This window comes from Campylobacter sp. CN_NE2, from assembly GCF_027797465.1.
Taxonomy (GTDB): domain Bacteria; phylum Campylobacterota; class Campylobacteria; order Campylobacterales; family Campylobacteraceae; genus Campylobacter_B.
Genome location: NZ_CP115608.1, coordinates 342,394 through 356,428 on the forward strand (window position 1 = coordinate 342,394; position 14,035 = coordinate 356,428).

Genomic DNA, 14,035 nt, shown 5'->3' on the forward strand with positions numbered 1-14,035 from the left:
TATTGTTTTTTTGTATTAATTTTGCACGACTTGATTTTTATTTTTCAAGTCGTGCAAAATGCCGATAGATTATTGTCATACTGATTGCATTGTTTTCTTATTTTCTTCTGCGATTCTGTCTCTTTCTTCTTTTCTGCTTTTTTCCTTTTCTTCAAGTTTTTTAATAGCTTCTTGTTGTTCTTTTTGTGCTTTTTCTTCTTCGCTTTCACCGCAACCAACAAACGCAAAAGCAACTGCTAATGCAATAGCAAATTTAAATAAAGATTTTGTGATATTCATTTTGTATCCTTTGTTTTAGAATAATTAAATTTTCATAATAATATCGTTTTTTTGTAAAGCTTAAATTTAAGGATTTTGCGTAGTTTTTGCGTAAAAGTTGATAAAAAATTTAAAAAGGCAAATTATTGCAAATTTGCCTTTTGAATTTGCGAATTTACTTCAAATACTCAAATTCTTCGCTTGGGAAAATGCCTTTTTTGACATCGTTGGCGTAGTTTTTCACGGCTTTTCGCACGAGTTCGGCACCGTTTAGGTAGCGTTTTACAAATTTTGGCTTAAATTCGTCAAAAAATCCTAGCATATCGCTCCACACTAGCACCTGTCCGTCGCACGACCCTGCGCCGATACCGATGACAGGGACATTTGCGACGCTCATTACTTCGTTAGCCACGCTTGAAATCGTCCCTTCGAGCAGAAGCAAAACCGCTCCCGCATTTTGCACGGCTTTTGCGTCATCAATAAGCGAATTTAGTGCGTTTTTCTCACGACCGCTTACCTTGTAACCACCTTGAAAACGAGAAAGTTGCGGTCGTAAGCCTATGTGGCTCATAACGGCAATGCCATTTTTGCTTAAAAGCTCGACGGTAGCCGCAAAGTCCTTTCCGCCTTCGATTTTAACGGCGTCGCAACCTGTTTTTTCATAGACTTTGGCGCAGTTTTTAAGTGCAAGTTCGGGCGTAGCGCACGAACAAAACGGCATATCCACGACCAAATACGGGTGCGTTAAGCCACGCCTAACAGCCCTTGCGTGATAAATCATCTCATCGACACTTATGCCGATGGTCTCATTGTGTCCGCCAAAGCTCATATTTAGGCTATCGCCTACTAGCACCATATCGACTTGGTCGTTAAAAATTTTGGCAAACAAGGCGTCATAGGCGGTTATCATAACGATTTTTTCGTTGTTTTCTTTCATTTTATATAAATTTGAAATTGTGATTTTTGCCATTTTAAAGCTCCAAAATTTGGTAAATTTGAGCGAAATTTTAGCAAATTCAAACTTAAATTTGACAACTAAAAAAAAATGAAGTAAAATTGCGAATTCTTTCTTATCGGGGGTGATTTGGCTTCGACAGGAACGGATTTATCACGGTGGCATGTCGCTTTGGATATAGCGTATAAAATCCAAATTAAAATTAAACGCAAATAACAAAAATTTTGCTCCTGCTTACGCAAAAATCGCGTAAGTTCAGTTGAGCCCTGCTGCGAGCTGATGCTATTTAGGCGAGTGTGCGGGTAATTTTAAATAGCTAGTTTCGTGTTTTGACGAGATACGGGGCGAAATTTAGTCTTTGCTTTGGCGAGTTGTTTTGGAAAGTGAGCAAGCTAGGGCGAGATTTTCACTTTTGCTAAGCATGTAGAGGCTTTGGTAGTTCGCTTTTGGACTGCGGTTCGATCCCGCACACCTCCACCATTTTTTTTTTTTTTGAATTTATCGTAAATTTTTGTGAATTTAATCCAAAAATAAGCATTTTTTAAACTTTAAAGTTATATAATCATATTTCTTTTATCGGCTGGGGTATCGCCAAGCGGTAAGGCAATTGGTTTTGGTCCAATCATTCGGAGGTTCGAATCCTCCTACCCCATCCACTCTTTTTTAAAATCCTTTTTTGTCGCAGAGTAGAGCAGTGGTAGCTCGTCGGGCTCATAACCCGAAGGTCGGCGGTTCAAATCCGTCCTCTGCAACCAATTACCATTTTTAGGCACTTTGAAAGCACTCAAAACAATCTTAAATAATTCTTAATTTTACTCTTTAAATTTAGCACTTTCAAACGCCCATTTTTAGGGTATTTGAAAGCGTTAAATTTAGCCGGACAAATTTACGGAATTTATTAAATTTTCTATCGTATATTTTGATTTTTTTACATTAGCCGTAATGTATTTTTGCGTTGTCGTTATATTTGTATGACCGAGCGTAAAAGATACTTGCTCCACTGGCAATTTTAAATAATTGATTGAATATGTTCCGATTAAATGCCTTATGTCGTGAAGTCTTATTTTTGGTAAATTATTTCGTTTTAAAAGCGAATTCCAAGAACGGCGTAAATCTGTAAATTTGGTATTTGTTTTAGGATTTATAAAAACAAAATCATTTGTATTTTTTGATTTTCCATATAATTCATAAAGTCTATCAAAAAGCTCATCTGACATTGAATATATCATATCTCGTTTTGCTTTGTTTATCTGACAGGGCACGATATAAGTTTTTGTTTTAAAATTTATATCACACCAACGCAAATTTAATACTTCGCTTTTTCGGCGACCGTGCAAAAGAAAAAAGAAAATATCGGCATTTACGCCTTTGTTTTCGCAAATAGCTTTTATGAATTTCTTTTGAATTTTCAAAGAGTAATCAAAATAGCGTTTATTGTCAAATTTAGGCAATTCCACGAAATCGCAAGGATTTTTATTTATAATTTCTAGTTTTATGCCGAGCTTAAAAACAACACGCAATTTTGCAAGGATATTTTTAATCGTTTTTATCTTATAGCCTTTTTTGATTAAATCGTTACAAAGTTTTTGAATATCAATGAAATTTATATCTCTTATGTCTTTTTTGCCGATTGTATTTTTTATGTGTTTATTATACGAGCAAATATCGCTTTTTAGCGTATGTTCTCGTAAAATCAACTCATAAAAAGAGATATAATCATCAAAAAGAGCGTTCAAAGTCATTTTAAAAATCCAAAGGTTGAATTCCACGACTTGCAAAATCATTTTTTAAGCCGTGAATATCGTTTAAATCGTGTTTTTCTTTTTTATGAGTAAAACAATTCAAACCACGATTAAAAAGCTCATTTTCTAAAATACCGAGTTTTTGCGGGTTCATATATTCTAAATCGTAATTTAAATATAAATCGGTTAATTCTAAATTTGTCATTTTTGAAAATGGTTTTTGTGTCCAAGATGAAAGCATTTCAGGCTCAAATTTAGAGTTTTCTTTGATATAATTTCCGTTTTCATCACGAGCAAATTTAAAAGATGAATTTTTAGGTTTGAAATTCATAGAAATTTCTTTTTTGTATTCGTGTTTTAAGCGACCGCAGACATAATAAAGCAAATGTCCGTTTTCATAAATAAGTTCTTCGCTAGTATATGGTATGCTTATAAATATTGATTTATCGCCATAATCCCACTCGATTAAAGTGTCATCAATATCATTTAAAATATTTAAATTTGCGAAATCTTGCAATCCTTTTATAAAATTGATTTTACGATAAACCCATAACGGAATAGGAGTGCGAGAGCTTAGAAAACGCCTAATTTTATGTTTTATAAACCACGCTTGAACTTCGTTTATCTCATCGGTTTCATTATAGTTTATAAATGTTTTTGTAATATATTTCATAACATAACCAGTCGCATTTTTAAGAGTTATTTGAAAGCCGTTAATTTCGCCGTTTTTGCGTTGTTCGTTTGAAAGTCTATCATTTCGCAAATTTTGCGAAGCATAGAAAATATCTTTATAAGCCTGTAATAAATAAGGAATTGTATGTTTTGGAACATAAATTAAGGCGTGAATATGCGGAACGCCGTCTTTTTTATGCGGTTCGAAAGTGCGTATATATTGCATTTTTTCATTTGGATAAATTTTACGAAATCGCTTATTAAATTTGTCAAAATTATAATTAAGAACATTTACCAAATCCCTTATATTAAAGCACTCATTAGAGTTTAATTTAGCCTTTTGTTCGATAGGTAAGCTTTTTATATCTTTTGTAGTAAAAGTGCTAAAATTGCCGACTAATGCTTTTCTAAAACAGCCGTTTAATGTAATTGTCAAAAACACAGGCACAAGAGCATTTTTAACCGTTAAGCTGTGAATTGTATTTGTGCGATTTGCAATTTCAGCGTAATATGAACCGCTAAAATTTGCAGACTTTGAAACGCTTAAAAGCGTTTTTTCTTCGCCGAAAGAGTTTATAAATTTGGTATTTTCTAAAAAATCTCTTTGTTTTTTGATTTTTGCACGAACAAAATCAAGGTCAAATTCACTTAATCCGTAACTCATATTTTAAGCTTTATTTAATAGTGAGAGTTTTTTATTAAATTGACAAGGGGCGTTCTTTTCGCTCCTGCTTATAGGTTCGCAGTCGCTCAAAGAAACGCCAAAAAGCCAAAAACCTTTTTTAAAATCAGTGCTTATCATCTTAATTTACTTCTATTGTCAAAGTTATAATATTTGTGCTTTTATAATCTTGCTCTATTGAAAACAAATATTTCAAAATAGGTATATCTTTTAAAAGCGGTATGCCATTACGCTTTGAATACTCGACATTTTTATTTATACCGCTTAAAACCAAAATTTCGCCCCGTTTTAAGCTGTAATTTGATTTTAATTCCTTTTTGCTTGTGCGTGGCGTTAAAGTGGTGTTATCGACAATATCTTCAACGACCAAATCCAAATCAAAATCAACCATATTTTCTAAGACAACAGGGCGAATTTTGATTTTAAGTCCGACATCTTTATAATCGTAAGTTGTTTGGGTTGTAGTGCCGTTATTCGAGTAAGACGAAGTATTGCGAAGATAAGGAATATTTTCAACAGAACTAAAATAAACTTCTTTTCCGCTTTTTGCAACCAAAAAAGGGCTTTGCTTAATTGTAGTTACGCCGTTTTGTTCGAGTAGTGATAAAACGCCGTAAAAGCCTTTTTTCTTGTTTGTTATGATATTTGTTTCAGCAGTAAATGGCATAGTAATCAAATTTATAAAATAGTTTAAATCGCTATGAGTTACAAGATCGCCGAGCGAATTTATGTGAGTTCCTAAATCTCTGTAATCATTTGTATTTGTTTCAAGTATGGTAAGCTTGAAATTTACCTGTTCTAGCTTTTTATCAGCCATTTTTGAAAACTCTAAAATTTCTGAATATTCTTCATCATCAGCCATAAAAACCGCCGAATTTGTAGAGCTAATATAAGTCGTGTTTGTATCAATGCGAGCGGAAATAATTCCGCTTATATCGTTAAATGAGTTGTTTTCAAGTGGCAAATAACGAAGTTTTTTATCAGTAAAAGTTACATTTTCATCATTTTTTGGAACGACATAATAAAAATCATCAGTTAAAATGAGTTTTAATCCTTTACTCTCTATTGCCTTACGAAAATGACCTATTTTAATATCTGAATTTTTAGAAGTATAAAAATAGTAGTTATTTGGTTCTATTTCATCAGAAAGTAAAATATCAGTTTTAGAGTTTTCACTCGCCAAATTTGCAAAATCTAACAAATTAACTTCAATCTCTTTTGCGTTTATCAGAGCCATACAAAAGGTTATTATCAAAAAGACTTTTTTCATTTTTCTCTTCCTTTTTTAAATTGTCAAAAACAGGCTTTTTAAAGCCAACTATATAAATCAAAACGCCTTTACTCATAGCTTTTCTTTTTGCAAATTCAGGCGGAGAGCGAGAAAGCAAAAAGGAAAGATAAGATAAATCAAATTTTTCGTATTTATCGCTTATTTTGCAGGTATCGTAATAACACCTAACTTCATAAATGAAAGGTAAAATTTCATTTTCCTTTTTTTCTTCTTTTATAGGTTTTTGTATAGTTTGAATTTGAGTTTGATTTATAGGTTCTTCTTTTATTTCTTCGTTTTTAGGACTTAAAGTTTTGATATAAAGATTAAAAGCAACAAAAGTAATAAATGATAAAATCAAAGCCAATGCAAAGAATTTAACAACAATACTTGAACCTTTTGTCTTTTCTCCTGCAACATACATTTTAAAGACTTCATCAATTGCAGGAAGCGTAAAGCCACCGCCTTTAATGAGATCAACGCCGTTCATTTTATAGCTTGAAAATTGTTGATAACGAAAGCGAGAAGTAATTAAACGCCTTGCAGGTTCAACAGCTTTATAAAAGTATTCAGCGACGGCTTTATATCCTGTATCGATTAAGCTTAAATCTTGCGTTATAAGCCAAATATCTTGATATAAATGGGCGTGATAAGTAAGCCACCAAGTCAAAATGTCATCTTTTTTTGTAAAAAAGTTATGTGCTTCATCAATTACGATTAAAGAGTGATTTAAAAGAAATTCATCGGCTTTTAAATTTAGCTCCGTATCATTAGCACCAGCTTGATACAAATCATAAAGAAGCGAAAGATTATATTTAAAATCATCTACTTTTAAAAGCTCGATTTTATCGCTTTTTGAAAAATCGAATTCATTTATATTTGTATAGCAAATTTTATATTTATTTTTTGGCGGTTCTTTTGCGAAAAGAGATTTTTTAGGCTCTTTTACGAAATTCTCCCAAATTTTATAAACAGCAAGGTAAGTTTTTCCACTCTTTGGTATGCCTGTAAGATATGAAATAGCCATTAATCAATCCTTGAAATGAATAAATCAGTAAGAGCAGTTTTAAATTTATCAACAAATTTAATAACTATCTTTAAAGCAAGTAAGGTAATCAAAGTAAAAAATATAGGCTTAAATAAACTCCAAGCATCACTAAACGCATCAATTATACCAAGAGAACAAAGAACAGAGAAAAAAAGAGAAACCATATCATCACTTGAAGCCATACGAGAATTTATAAAATCAAGCAATGAATTTACCTGTGTTAAAGCAAAATATACAACGCCAATAATAGAAGCACAAAAAGAAACAAAAAAACCAAGTAAAAAAACAACAATAGTAAGCATTACGCCAAAGCGAATTATAGCACCAGCCCATTTTTTAACAAAAGAACCAAAAAATCCGATAATAGCTAAAACAGGCATTAAATCAACCTTGAAACAAATTTAAAAATAGCAATGCTGAAAATAGTTACAAAAAGAGCGTAAAAAATAAGATATAAAACGCTCTTAAAATTGTCTGTAATTTCGCATAAATTTACTTCAACAGGAATTCTTTTATTTGGCAATTCAAAATAAAACACTCTTCCGCAATTACCGCCACAAGATGAACGAAAATCACTTAAACCGCCTTTTTTAATAGTGTCATAAACACCGATTACGCTACCTTTTGCGTCATCAAATATACCTGTAATTTTATTTATTCCGTCACTTACAGCATTGTTTAAATCATCAATTCCGCCATAATCTACATTGCATTCATCGCCTTTACATTCGCCGTCATCGTCGCCTGTGTCATCGCTTGGGGGATTATCGCCACCGCTTGGCGTGATTTCGTGTCCGTTAGGGTTATTATCATTGTTATTATTTCCGCCATTGTTACCGCCACCAGTAGAACCACCGCCACCAGCGCTACCACCGCCACCAGTGTTAACACCGCCGTTACCGCCACCGCCACCAGTGTTACCACCGCTATTATTATTATCAGGGTAGCAAATTTCAGGATGGTCTTTGCAATAATCAGACTCAGGACCACCGCCACCGCCTAAATTACCACTTGAACTACCGCCACCAGTGCTATTATCATCATTGTTATTGTTGTTATCGTCGTTATTATTTCCGTTATCGCAAGTAGTGCCACCGTCGGGGCAATCTGTGTTTTTGATTGTGTCGTCAATATAGCAAAAATCTACATCTAAAATTAAATCGTCATTTTCACATTCAATACGACACCTATCGCCGTAATATTCTTCTGTAATAACACAATTAGGATTGTCCGCAGAACAATTAGTAATAACCATTGTTCTATAACTTTTAACAAAACCACCTAAACCAGCCTTTTTACATTGGCATTCAGAGCGAAATTTTAAATTTGGTATTAAATCGCAGTTTGTATCGCATTGACCAGTATCACTATTAAAATAAGAACCAGCACTTGGATTACAATAAGCACAAACTTTACGACCAGAAGCGCAAGAACCATTAGAATTATAACGAGAACAATTAATTTTAGGTTCATAAAGTTCATAGGCGAAATAAATGCAACCATCATAACCATCAGAACATTTATCAGTAAATTTTTTTAAAAAATGATAAACAAAAGTAAAATCAGGCTGTATATTAGGCGGAGTTCCGAAATAATTAGTAAAATAATTGCCTTCATCGCCATTAAAACCGATAGAATTTTGTTTTAAATTTTCACTTTTTAGAGTGTAAGCACAAAATTGAGAGCCATTTTTATATTCATCAACCCACAAAACGGCGTTACTTTCTATCAAAGTATGATTACGAGAAGTTAAATCATACTCCATATAAGAAATACCGATAGAAAAACAGAAATTTAAAATTAAAAATGGTAGTAAGTAGAGTAGTTTTTTCATTTTGTTTCTCTTTCTTTTTTCATTTTAGCTACCATTTGCGAGTAAAAAGCACGAAAACAAGCAGTATAGGAACGCAAAGCAAAGTGAGCCAAAAGAAAATAGAAAAGAAGTAATCAAACGCTTCAAAACCGACAAGCGGAATAATTACAAATTCCATTTTTCTACCTTAAATTAAGTATCAACATAAAAACGGCTATACAAAACGCAAAGCCAAACAAACAACCACAAAGAGCCATAAAATAGCAATATTCAGGGAAGCTAATGCCGAGAGTTGAATACATTTCGTGTATATTAAAGCCTTGCATAGTATTACCTTTTGAAAATATCAAGTCCAAGCAAAACCGATTTAACGACCATAAAAGCAACAAGAAGCAAAACGAAAAAAGAATTCAAAATCAAACCTGCTTTGATTAAATCAATTTGCATTTTAAACACCTTAAACGCAAAGCGACTGAACGCACTTCGCATTGAACTATAAAATAAGCCTATTTCATAGACTTATTTTATAGTTCGCTCCGTTTGTCGGCTCAATTTTTGGCGATACGATGAAAATACAAGTATTTTCTATCGTCTCACCAAAAATTTGAGCTAAAATTTTTAGCGTAATAGTCTTAAACCAGCTCTAACAGCAAAAACTATACCCATAAGACCTACAACGATACCAGCCATAGAAGTAAAAGGAACGCTATCGATAGTTCCACTAAAACCACTACCAGCAGTATATGTAATGTCAGCAAATGCACTACTTGCACCAACAGCACTAGCACCAACAACTGCTAAAACTTTTGCTTTACCAGTTTTCATAAATTCTTTAATTTTCATAAAGAACTCCTTGTAAAAATTTAGGAAACCTTTTGTCAAATTTGAAACAAATTTCACAAAAAATTTTTTATAGTGTTTGGAATGGATCATTTTCATTATTAAAATTTAAAAATTAGCCATTCTCAACAAGAGTTACGAGCTACGCTTCGCACGGGGCAAACAACAAGCAAAAGGCATATTATTTGCCCCGTGCGACACTAAATTTGCTTCAATAAATTTTCAGCAAATTTAGGCGTAAATTGTTTCGCATAGCTAATTTTTAAATTTTAATAATGAAAATTCTGAACGATGAACTAAAAAAATTAAAGGCTCTTAAAGGTTTCCAACAAAAAGAGCCTAAGCAGTTTAAACTCATACTTAGGAGAAATCAAACATTCAGAAAACCAAAACATTTAAATTTGTTTTTAGGGGCGAAAAATCTACGACTGCAATTAAAGAAGCCTTACGCTATGAACTGACTGCAAGTTGTAGAGTTGCAACAAATGCTAAAAAGCTAAAAATGCTTCGCATTTTCTTTACGCTTTTTGCATTGGTATTTATGGGGCTTTGCCCCATACCCCATTTCTTTATTTAATCATTATGTAAAAATTTAAATTTGATTTTTTTAAACATAAAGTTCGATAAATTAAGGAACACGAGAATAAATCTCATAACTTAATCAAGCCGACTTTTTTAAAATCGGCTTTGTTAAACTATTTAGATTTTGATTTATCGACATTGTTTAAAAAGTTGATAAAATATGCGTCATCTTCATCAGTTGTAAGAACATAAGAGCCCATATTGTAAGACGGAAGCCCAGCAACGATTTTTAAAATGCCACCATTGCGAAAATATGTGTTAAATTTGTTTGTTAAAACACCTGCTGTTAAATCATCTTTGCAAGGGATTTTGATTGTAAGTTCAGTTTCTTTAACATCAACGCAGTTTGTAGTTTCGTTTTCTTCTTCGAAAAGGTTTCTAGCAGTTATACGAACACTTGCAGAGTAAGCTCTTCCGTTAAATTCGCCTTTTGCAGAACTTTTAGCGATAGCCTTGTGAATTTCGTAATTCACTTTTAAATTTTGTTCTATGTAATTCATAGTCTCTTCCTTTTTTTAGTTAAATTTGGTTTTTCTCTAATTAAAACAGACAGAGCGGAAAGAAAGAGAAATATTCTAAAACCGCTCCGAAGTAGTTTTTTGAGATACTTAGCTCAAATTCAGATTTACGCTAACTTCAACCCATAAGAGCACATATATCTTGCGGTATAGTCGTAAAAAGCTAAAATTTAAAAAAACTATTGTAAAATTATCGTGCAATAGATAAACAATAGTTTAAAAATTTTAGATTGTTTGTTTAATAATTAAACAAAATCACAAAAGAATTGTAATGAAAAATAACTTAAAAAATTCTTATTTTGTCTAATAATTAAACAAAAATCCTTAATTTTTAAAGAAAGTGTAAAAAATGAATAGACAAGAACTTGCGGAACTATTAAACATAAGCAGGGGAACACTTAATAACTGGGAAAAAGAAAAACCAGAACTAATAAGACTAATAAATCAAGGTTTAGCATTAGACGAACAAATAAAAGAAACACAAGCATATTTAAAAAAACTAGAAAGTATAAAAGAAAAATATTCATCTAAAAAAATAAATTTGAAAGAAAAAGGTGAATAATGAAAAGAATATTTTTTATAATTACATTTATATTAAATTCATCATTTGCTAATCAAGCATTTGATTATGAATATAAAAGATTTAAAAACTGGTATAAAACCAAAACAGCAAATGAAGTAGCAAAATACATATTTGAAAGAGCAGAAAAAGGACTATTTAACAAACTAGATTTAAAAACACCATATAGCTATAATTATAACTATAAAGATAACAAATTTATTTTTAAGATGAAAGTAGATGAAAATAAGAAATATACAACAACAGAATTCAGAAATGCAGTAGAAAAATTAGTTTGTCAAGAGCCTTTATTATCAGCAGCGATTTATACAGAATTAAAAATGGAATTTAGTCTTTGGAATCCATACATTAATTTTACACATTACAAATTTGGATTAAATAAAAATAGCGAACCGCTTTGTATAGGGCATAGAAAAAATATTAAAAAAGTTGATACATACTGGAATAAGTAAAATTAAAATATACAGATGACCCAAATATCTATATGGATATTGTAGTAGATTGAGAAATAAACGACGAGAGAACAAAACAAAATGCAAAAAAAGAAAACAAAAAACAGAATAACAAAGAAAAAATCCAAATAGAAATAAATTAAAATATCAACATAAATATGAATTTTATGGGGCTTTGCCCCCAATACACCAAAATATAATTATTCGGTTTTTGTAGTTTTTAAGGCACCATATCCAATAATCAAAAATCCTATAAAAACAACTGCTAAAAACAAATATTGTAACATTTGATACTCCTTATTTTTTCATCTTGCCAATTTCTTTAATTGTCGCATTTACTCTTTTAACAATTAGCCAAAAAATTACAAGCAATACAACAAGAACAAGTAAAGCAATGGCGATTAAAATATTCTCGTTTATATCAAACTTATTTAAAGTCCAACCCGCAACGGCAGTAAAGACACCAACAATCAAACCAAGCCAAAATTTTAAAAATGCTAACTTTTCTTTCGCTTCATCTAGTTTTGGCATAAAAATCCTTTTTTAAAAGTATGATACAATATTTTTTTAAATTTCAACTTAAAAGGCGTAAAATAGGGTATAAAATGCCAAATTATAACGCACGAATTTCTCATAACCCGAAGGTCGGCGGTTCAAATCCGTCCTCTGCAACCATTTTTTACAAATCAAATTTTTAATATATTTCGAAATAAAATTTATCAAATTCTGTGGTATTTAGCTTTTTTGTTTATTAAATTTGCATAAAAAAAGGCGAATTTGCAAAATGTAGAAATTCGCAAATTCGCCAAAATATAGTTTAAAATTATTTTACAGGCACTTCAAAGCCGATTTGTATATCTGACCAGCTTTTTTTGCCATGCAAACCTTGTATAACTGGTTCAGAAGCAAATTTTTCAAAAGCTTCTGCCGTGTTAAACAAATTTCCTTCGACCAAATCGATTTCGCCTGTGGCTGTTAGTTTGCCGTCTTTTACTTCATATTTAAGTGGAACTTCTTTTTCAATACCGTTGAAATTTAGACTTAAAGTTAAATCTCCGCTTGTATCATCGCCTTTAACACCTGTTATTTTTCCACTTACTTCTTGCGAAGCAAGGTGAGCAAAAAATTTATTTTTAACATTGTTATCGCGAATAGCATTTTTATTTGTATCGATAGAACTTAAATCAATTTTTGCTGTCGAATTTGTTAAAATTTCAGCAACGCTTCCGCTTTGGTTAGCAAAATTAAATTCCACGGTTTTAAATGTAGCAGGAGTGCCTGTTTCCGGAACTTTCATTTTATTTGGCATTTTATAGCTTAAAAAGTTGATTCTAGCGCCACTTGGATCGATTTCAATACCTTTTACATCAGCTTTTGGCTCTTCTTTTGCTGCTTCATCAGTTTGTGTTGCAGGTTGTTCTGCTGCAACATTGGCGTTTTGATTGGCTTGATTTTGAGCGTTTGCTTGTTCTGCATTTGCAGGAGCTGCTTGGCTTTCTGTGTTTTGTGTAGATTGTTTATTTTGATTTTGAACCGGCTTGTCTGCTTGATTTTCAGGTGCTTGATTTTGCGTAGCAGGTGCAGACTCTTGTGTTGGTTCAGGTTTTTGCTCTACCGGCGCACTAGGTTGAACGGGTTCTTGCTTATTTAGCGTAACCATAGGTTTTTCATCTATCGGACTGCTCTTGCTTACGCTTTGACTAGATGAATTAGCTGTTGGTTTGTTGTCATTGGATTTGGTAAAATAATAACCGCCACCGGCTATCAAAGCCAAAACGCAAAGTGCCAAAATAATATTTCTCATTTTTCCTTCCTTTGTAAAAAAATAAATTTAATTATCAGTAAAATTTGCTTAATAACTGATTAAAATTTTCAAAATTTATCTTATTCGATTTGCTTTTGTGTTGTATTTACAATGGCGATTTCGCCATTTTGCACATCAATTCTATCGATAGTTTTATCTTGGAATTTAAAAATCAACTCTTTTGCACCAAAGCTTCTTGCTATGGCTTCAAGTGTATCTGTGGCAGATTTATGAATTTTTCCGCCAAGATCGTTTATGATTTTAAGTGATAAATTTTTTGCTTCATCTTGCGCTTTTTTGATGAGCGAGTTTTTTTCTTCTGCGCTAAATTTGCCGGTTAATTTAGAACTAATGAATTCAGGCAAGAAAAATGGCATAAATTTTGCTTCTTGCTCGTCGTAAAATTTGATATTTTCCATATAAACTTTATATTTGCAAGGCGGCATTAAAATGTCGTATTTATCGTCTCCCAAAGGCGAAATTTTAAACTCGGGACTTAGCAAATCATATATAAAATCTATTTCAAATTCAAAAATTACGGCGATTTTTTTCTCTGTCATAGGAAAATTTAGAATTTTTCCCAAAAAATCGTCGTCAAATGCCTTTGAAGTGCTTGTTACTATCTCTTTTGAATAAATTCTAAAAACACTAAGTTCGCCTATGTTTTTAAGTTCTAAAAGACTATTTGTAACTTCGTTTTTTTGTAGTTTTTCGCTTTTTTTGTCTTTGAAAAAAGCGAAATAAACAATACCTGCGATCAAAATAACATTAGCAATAAGTAAGAAAAAATCCATTTTTCAACCTTTAAATTTTGCGTTA

The 14,035-nt window shown here is 31.9% G+C and carries 17 protein-coding genes, 2 tRNA genes and 1 other RNA gene; 5 read left to right on the forward strand and 15 right to left on the reverse strand.

The window, feature by feature from the left end:
• Positions 1 to 75: 75 nt before the first annotated feature.
• Together PF028_RS01740 and panB are read right to left on the reverse strand one after the other, a co-directional pair.
• Positions 76 to 279: a hypothetical protein gene (locus PF028_RS01740; protein WP_270861268.1), complete on the reverse strand. Its 204-nt coding sequence runs from the start codon at positions 277 to 279 to the stop codon at positions 76 to 78.
• A gap of 154 nt (positions 280 to 433) precedes the next feature.
• Entirely contained in the window at positions 434 to 1,228 is a 795-nt protein-coding gene (gene panB, locus PF028_RS01745; RefSeq protein ID WP_270861269.1) for a 3-methyl-2-oxobutanoate hydroxymethyltransferase, read from the reverse strand.
• A gap of 105 nt (positions 1,229 to 1,333) precedes the next feature.
• Between panB and ssrA the strand changes: the two genes are divergently transcribed.
• From ssrA to PF028_RS01760, 3 genes are all read left to right on the forward strand, one after another.
• Positions 1,334 to 1,693, forward strand: a transfer-messenger RNA (tmRNA) gene (gene ssrA / locus PF028_RS01750).
• Positions 1,694 to 1,794: 101 nt separating this feature from the next.
• A tRNA-Gln gene (locus PF028_RS01755) sits at positions 1,795 to 1,869 on the forward strand.
• Positions 1,870 to 1,893: 24 nt separating this feature from the next.
• A tRNA-Met gene (locus PF028_RS01760) sits at positions 1,894 to 1,968 on the forward strand.
• 117 nt (positions 1,969 to 2,085) lie between these two features.
• Here the strand turns inward: PF028_RS01760 and PF028_RS01765 are convergent.
• From PF028_RS01765 to PF028_RS01810, 10 genes are all read right to left on the reverse strand, one after another.
• Positions 2,086 to 2,997 (reverse strand): tyrosine-type recombinase/integrase, encoded by a 912-nt coding sequence (locus PF028_RS01765; RefSeq protein WP_270861270.1) that lies wholly within the window; start codon positions 2,995 to 2,997, stop codon positions 2,086 to 2,088.
• On the reverse strand, positions 2,957 to 4,291 hold the full coding sequence (locus PF028_RS01770) for a rolling circle replication-associated protein (RefSeq protein ID WP_270861271.1): 1,335 nt from the start codon (positions 4,289 to 4,291) through the stop codon (positions 2,957 to 2,959). Before PF028_RS01770 ends, PF028_RS01765 begins: the two co-directional genes overlap by 41 nt.
• Before the next feature lie 139 nt (positions 4,292 to 4,430).
• Positions 4,431 to 5,579 (reverse strand): type II secretion system protein GspD, encoded by a 1,149-nt coding sequence (locus PF028_RS01775; RefSeq protein ID WP_270861272.1) that lies wholly within the window; start codon positions 5,577 to 5,579, stop codon positions 4,431 to 4,433.
• The gene (locus tag PF028_RS01780; RefSeq protein WP_270861273.1) at positions 5,518 to 6,606 is read right to left on the reverse strand and encodes a zonular occludens toxin domain-containing protein; all 1,089 of its coding nucleotides are present in this window, start codon (positions 6,604 to 6,606) and stop codon (positions 5,518 to 5,520) included. Before PF028_RS01780 ends, PF028_RS01775 begins: the two co-directional genes overlap by 62 nt.
• Positions 6,606 to 7,007: a hypothetical protein gene (locus PF028_RS01785; protein WP_270861274.1), complete on the reverse strand. Its 402-nt coding sequence runs from the start codon at positions 7,005 to 7,007 to the stop codon at positions 6,606 to 6,608. Before PF028_RS01785 ends, PF028_RS01780 begins: the two co-directional genes overlap by 1 nt.
• Positions 7,007 to 8,461 carry a hypothetical protein gene (locus PF028_RS01790; protein ID WP_270861275.1) on the reverse strand — a complete coding sequence of 485 codons (1,455 nt, stop codon included), beginning with the start codon at positions 8,459 to 8,461 and terminating at the stop codon, positions 7,007 to 7,009. The genes PF028_RS01785 and PF028_RS01790 overlap by 1 nt, the downstream gene beginning before the upstream one ends.
• Positions 8,462 to 8,489: 28 nt before the next feature.
• Entirely contained in the window at positions 8,490 to 8,618 is a 129-nt protein-coding gene (locus tag PF028_RS01795) for a hypothetical protein (protein WP_270861276.1), read from the reverse strand.
• Between the two features lie 4 nt (positions 8,619 to 8,622).
• Positions 8,623 to 8,766 (reverse strand): hypothetical protein, encoded by a 144-nt coding sequence (locus PF028_RS01800; protein WP_270861277.1) that lies wholly within the window; start codon positions 8,764 to 8,766, stop codon positions 8,623 to 8,625.
• Between the two features lie 292 nt (positions 8,767 to 9,058).
• Positions 9,059 to 9,283: a hypothetical protein gene (locus tag PF028_RS01805; RefSeq protein WP_270861278.1), complete on the reverse strand. Its 225-nt coding sequence runs from the start codon at positions 9,281 to 9,283 to the stop codon at positions 9,059 to 9,061.
• Between the two features lie 692 nt (positions 9,284 to 9,975).
• Positions 9,976 to 10,362, reverse strand: a complete 387-nt coding sequence (locus tag PF028_RS01810) for a hypothetical protein (protein ID WP_270861279.1) — start codon at positions 10,360 to 10,362, stop codon at positions 9,976 to 9,978.
• A 367-nt stretch (positions 10,363 to 10,729) separates the two neighbouring features.
• On the opposite strand from PF028_RS01810, the gene PF028_RS01815 reads away from it, so the two are divergent.
• Both PF028_RS01815 and PF028_RS01820 read left to right on the forward strand, forming a co-directional pair.
• Complete coding sequence (locus PF028_RS01815) at positions 10,730 to 10,942, forward strand: hypothetical protein (RefSeq protein WP_270861280.1); 213 nt, start codon at positions 10,730 to 10,732, stop codon at positions 10,940 to 10,942.
• Positions 10,942 to 11,412 carry a hypothetical protein gene (locus PF028_RS01820; RefSeq protein ID WP_270861281.1) on the forward strand — a complete coding sequence of 157 codons (471 nt, stop codon included), beginning with the start codon at positions 10,942 to 10,944 and terminating at the stop codon, positions 11,410 to 11,412. The genes PF028_RS01815 and PF028_RS01820 overlap by 1 nt, the downstream gene beginning before the upstream one ends.
• A 297-nt stretch (positions 11,413 to 11,709) precedes the next feature.
• Here the strand turns inward: PF028_RS01820 and PF028_RS01825 are convergent, their stop codons facing one another.
• The 3 genes from PF028_RS01825 to PF028_RS01835 form a co-directional block, all read right to left on the reverse strand.
• Complete coding sequence (locus PF028_RS01825; RefSeq protein ID WP_270861282.1) at positions 11,710 to 11,943, reverse strand: hypothetical protein; 234 nt, start codon at positions 11,941 to 11,943, stop codon at positions 11,710 to 11,712.
• 292 nt (positions 11,944 to 12,235) lie between these two features.
• On the reverse strand, positions 12,236 to 13,216 hold the full coding sequence (locus PF028_RS01830) for a YceI family protein (protein WP_270861283.1): 981 nt from the start codon (positions 13,214 to 13,216) through the stop codon (positions 12,236 to 12,238).
• An 80-nt stretch (positions 13,217 to 13,296) separates the two neighbouring features.
• Positions 13,297 to 14,010: a DUF4230 domain-containing protein gene (locus tag PF028_RS01835; protein ID WP_270861284.1), complete on the reverse strand. Its 714-nt coding sequence runs from the start codon at positions 14,008 to 14,010 to the stop codon at positions 13,297 to 13,299.
• Between the last annotated feature and the right edge of the window lie 25 nt (positions 14,011 to 14,035).

Coding starts and splice junctions, on each gene's coding strand:
- PF028_RS01740 (WP_270861268.1), bottom strand. CDS start 279: ATGAATATCACAAAATCTTTATTTAAATTTGCTATTGCATTAGCAGTT.
- panB (WP_270861269.1), bottom strand. CDS start 1,228: ATGGCAAAAATCACAATTTCAAATTTATATAAAATGAAAGAAAACAAC.
- PF028_RS01765 (WP_270861270.1), bottom strand. CDS start 2,997: ATGATTTTGCAAGTCGTGGAATTCAACCTTTGGATTTTTAAAATGACT.
- PF028_RS01770 (WP_270861271.1), bottom strand. CDS start 4,291: ATGAGTTACGGATTAAGTGAATTTGACCTTGATTTTGTTCGTGCAAAA.
- PF028_RS01775 (WP_270861272.1), bottom strand. CDS start 5,579: ATGAAAAAAGTCTTTTTGATAATAACCTTTTGTATGGCTCTGATAAAC.
- PF028_RS01780 (WP_270861273.1), bottom strand. CDS start 6,606: ATGGCTATTTCATATCTTACAGGCATACCAAAGAGTGGAAAAACTTAC.
- PF028_RS01785 (WP_270861274.1), bottom strand. CDS start 7,007: ATGCCTGTTTTAGCTATTATCGGATTTTTTGGTTCTTTTGTTAAAAAA.
- PF028_RS01790 (WP_270861275.1), bottom strand. CDS start 8,461: ATGAAAAAACTACTCTACTTACTACCATTTTTAATTTTAAATTTCTGT.
- PF028_RS01795 (WP_270861276.1), bottom strand. CDS start 8,618: ATGGAATTTGTAATTATTCCGCTTGTCGGTTTTGAAGCGTTTGATTAC.
- PF028_RS01800 (WP_270861277.1), bottom strand. CDS start 8,766: ATGCAAGGCTTTAATATACACGAAATGTATTCAACTCTCGGCATTAGC.
- PF028_RS01805 (WP_270861278.1), bottom strand. CDS start 9,283: ATGAAAATTAAAGAATTTATGAAAACTGGTAAAGCAAAAGTTTTAGCA.
- PF028_RS01810 (WP_270861279.1), bottom strand. CDS start 10,362: ATGAATTACATAGAACAAAATTTAAAAGTGAATTACGAAATTCACAAG.
- PF028_RS01815 (WP_270861280.1), top strand. CDS start 10,730: ATGAATAGACAAGAACTTGCGGAACTATTAAACATAAGCAGGGGAACA.
- PF028_RS01820 (WP_270861281.1), top strand. CDS start 10,942: ATGAAAAGAATATTTTTTATAATTACATTTATATTAAATTCATCATTT.
- PF028_RS01825 (WP_270861282.1), bottom strand. CDS start 11,943: ATGCCAAAACTAGATGAAGCGAAAGAAAAGTTAGCATTTTTAAAATTT.
- PF028_RS01830 (WP_270861283.1), bottom strand. CDS start 13,216: ATGAGAAATATTATTTTGGCACTTTGCGTTTTGGCTTTGATAGCCGGT.
- PF028_RS01835 (WP_270861284.1), bottom strand. CDS start 14,010: ATGGATTTTTTCTTACTTATTGCTAATGTTATTTTGATCGCAGGTATT.